The organism is bacterium, assembly GCA_020440705.1.
Taxonomy (GTDB): Bacteria; Krumholzibacteriota; Krumholzibacteriia; order LZORAL124-64-63; family LZORAL124-64-63; genus JAGRNP01.
In genome coordinates this window covers 1-3,476 of record JAGRNP010000207.1, presented here as the reverse complement: position 1 = coordinate 3,476, position 3,476 = coordinate 1, and the positions used below count along the sequence as shown (strand labels likewise).

Below are 3,476 nucleotides of genomic sequence, written 5' to 3'. Positions count from 1 at the left end.
GCCAGATCTACGAGACCAGCAGCGCGGACTTCGGCGAGTTCAACAATCCGGAGCATGCCTGGAACAAGCCGGAGCCGGCGAAGCCGGGGCGGAAGCGGTGACCGGGAGCCCGCATGAGCCGGCCGCCGCCGGCGACCTACTTCCCACTCTTCTTGGCGGCCGCGATCTTCTCCTTCTTGATCCAGATCTTCACCGCCTTGCGGAAGTCGTCGCAGGAGTTGGGCGTGAACTTGTCCTTCTTCTTGACGACGAGCTCCGGATCGACGCCCCAGACCCCACCATCTCCGGTCAGCGGGAAGGTGTCGACTTCGAGGTCGAACTTGAGCCGCACCTTCTTGCGGGAGTTCTCGTTGCCCACGAAGAGCCGGCGTCCCCGCTGATGGATGCAGAGCCCCGTGATCCTGCGCGCCCCCGACTTGCGGACCCAGGTCTCGCGGTCGGGAGCGGCCGTGGCGACCGCTTTCGCCTTGGACGCCTTCCCGGTGGTGATCTCCGTTACCGAGAAGAGGGTGGGGCGCGGGAAATCGTTGCGCATGTTAGTCACCTCGAAGACGACGATATCGTTGGAATCGAGTTCGATCTTCCTGACCTCGGCCCCCGTGCCCCGGAAGGTCAGGGCCAGTTCGCCGCCGTCCAGCAGCTCGACTTCAACGACATGGAAACACCAGCTCATGTTCATCCACCTTTCCTGATCCCGCGATCAGCCTGCGCAGCCAACCCTCGGCCGGTGCGGCCCAGCCCGCTCCGTCCAGTCGGCCGCTCGTTGTCTCGACGATCTCCTCGTCACCCGTCAGCCAGGCCCAGTCCCGTCGACTCGCCACCGCCGGCGCGTCCCCATCGACGCCCGCGCCATCGGCCCAGAGCGTCGCGAAGCGGTCTCGCGCGGCGTCGTACCGTGCGGCCTCGCCCGTGAGGCAGGCGGCCGCCATCGCGAGCGCCAGCGACCGCAGGGACGAGATCCTGCAGCGGCCCGACGTCGCCACGCGCGGTTCCAGTTCGGCCAGCGAGGAGCCGAGCCCACGCAGCGCGTCCGCCGGTCGCCCGCGGCTGAGGTCGAGGCGGGCGATCTCGCGGGCCACCGACGCCCGCGCGAGGATCCCATCCGTCCCGGTACCGGCATCGGCGCCCCGCTCCGTCCATTCCCGACGCAAGGCGTCGGCCTCGTCGACCCGGTCCGCGTAGACCGCGGCCCGCATGGCCGTCGCCAGGCTGATGGCGTAGCCGACCCGCCAGTCCACGTTCTCCGGCTCCCGCCCGACCAGTTCGCGCGCCAGGTCGAGGTCGCGTTCCAGCAGGGGCCGTGCGTCGCCGACATGCCCGAGATTCAACAGCATCACGCCTTCGCGCTGCAGCAGGGTCGAGCAGCGGCTGCTCAGTTCGGCGTCGAGCGGGGAACTCGCGAGGGCTTCCTCGGCGAGGAGGCGGGCCCGGTGCAGGTGCTCCAGGGCCTCTCGGAAACGCCAGGCCTCGGACTGCACCTCGGCCATCATGGCCTCGGAATTGGCGAGGCTGCTCCTGAGGTCCGCGTCGGCGGGATCGTCGGCTAGCAGGGCCCGCTTGGCGGCAATGGCCTCGTCGAGGACGAGCAGGGCCGAGGCCGTCTCGCCGTTGGCGCGGTACACGGCCGCCAGGTTTGTCTGGGCGTAGGCCAGTTCCTGGCGCCAACGCGGCTCGGTCGGGTCCGCGGACACGAGTTCCCTGGAGATGCGGTGATAGGTCCGGAAGCACTCCGTCGCCCGGGCGAGATCTCCCCGCCCGTAGGCGACGCTGCCGAGCCAGAACTCGGTCGAGCCCAGCAGCGCCTGGGCTTCCGCATCCCCCCTGGCGGCGACCGCCCGCGCCCGCAGCAGTTCCCGGGCCCGGCGGAACGCCACTTCGGCCGAGTCGGGTTGCCCACGTTTCATGCGGATCTCGCCGATCAGGTTCAGGGTCCGGGCCAGGCGACGCGTGTCGCCCACGTCGAGGGAGGTCGTGTCCCGTCCAGCGAAATAGCGCAGGGCCTGGTTGCCGACACCGTCCATGATGTCGAGCCGGCCGACCTCTTCCAGGCGCGGCCCCAGGTCGCCCAGCATGAAACCGAACAGATCTTCGGCGCGGGCGCGCTGCTCGTCGGCCCGACCTCTCTCGAAGCGCAGGTCCCGCGTGTACTTCAGGCCGCCCAGCAGCAGGACGATGACCGCGGCGGCCAGGGCGATGCGCCGATGGCGCCGGGACCGCTTGGTGCGGATGCGACGCAACCGGATCAGGGCCGACTCGGCGGATGGGCGGGCGCCGGGGGAGCGGTGGGTCAGTCGGGCGACGAGATCAGCCAGGTCCGGATCGACTCCCGGGAGCGGCAGGACATCGGCGTCGCGGACCCGGTCCAGGAGCCGCACGACGTTGCCCGGCTCGCCGTAGGCTCCGGTGCCCGTCAGCAGGAAATGGATGATCAGGCCGCAGGAATACATGTCGCTGGCCGACGTCGCCGGTTCGCCGCGCGCCTGTTCCGGACTCATGTAGGCCGGCGTGCCGAGGATGCCGGCCTCGATGGTGAAGGTGTCGCCCACGCCGTCGGCCGGGACGATCGGCCCGCCACCGGCACTCACGGTGTCCGCATCGCCGCGCAGTCGCGCTCCGGGGCGGGCCAGCCCGAAATCGAGAACCTTCAGCACGCCGGTGTCGGTCACCATGACGTTGTCCGGCTTGAGATCGCGGTGCACGATGTCGTTCTCGTGGGCCACCGCCAGGACGCGCAGCAGCTGTTCGACCAGGCCCAGCCGGCCGCGGACGGGGAACTCCAGATCGGACAGGGTGCGGCCGCGAATGAACTCCAGCACCAGGTGATCGCGGTCTTCGCCCTCGATGTAGTCGTGGATGCGGCAGATCCCGGGATGGTCGAGACGGGACAGGATGCGGGCTTCGCGCAGGAAGCGGGACTTCTCCCGGGCGGAGGGCCGCTCCTCGGCCCGGATGGTCTTGAGGGCGACCCGGCGCCGCAGGGTTTCGTCCTCGGCCTCGTACACCTCCCCCATGCCGCCGCGGCCGATCCGCCGCACGACCCGGTATTGGCGAACGAGTTCTCCCGTCTCGTGCAAGTCTTCGTCTCCCCCTTGCGCCGTCCCTGCGGCATCCTGCGGCATCGCCCCCCTGCCCGGCGATCTTACAGGAAATCGGTGGATTTTTCTCCCAGATTCACCATCTCGGTCTCGGACTATGGCTTGGAGTTCACCCGGTCAGCGGTTGATCAACCGATGAAACAGCAGCCAACCGACGAGATAGGCCGCCCCGTCGAGCGGATCGGCGGTCCCCCGCCCCAGCCACCGGGGCGCGATCACCTCGAACCACAGGCCGTAGAGGATCGCGATCAGCATGCCGTGCCACCACGGCAGGCGCCAGGCGGGGGGGCGGCCGGCCAGCCGCTGGGCCATGAGCACGGCACCGAGCACGACGGGGAGGCAGAGCAGATCCGGGACGTACCACGCCACCGGTCCGGACAC

The 3,476-nt window shown here is 69.7% G+C and carries 3 protein-coding genes; all 3 read right to left on the bottom strand.

Annotation, left to right across the window (positions count from 1 at the left end; genetic code table 11):
* Nucleotides 1–136 precede the first annotated feature (136 nt).
* The gene (locus KDM41_17580) at nt 137–673 is read right to left on the bottom strand and encodes a hypothetical protein (protein ID MCB1185235.1); all 537 of its coding nucleotides are present in this window, start codon (nt 671–673) and stop codon (nt 137–139) included.
* Nucleotides 648–3,074: a protein kinase gene (locus KDM41_17575; protein MCB1185234.1), complete on the bottom strand. Its 2,427-nt coding sequence runs from the start codon at nt 3,072–3,074 to the stop codon at nt 648–650. The genes KDM41_17580 and KDM41_17575 overlap by 26 nt, the downstream gene beginning before the upstream one ends.
* A gap of 138 nt (nt 3,075–3,212) precedes the next feature.
* A partial coding sequence (locus KDM41_17570; GenBank protein MCB1185233.1) for a hypothetical protein occupies nt 3,213–3,476 on the bottom strand: 264 nt, incomplete at its 5' end.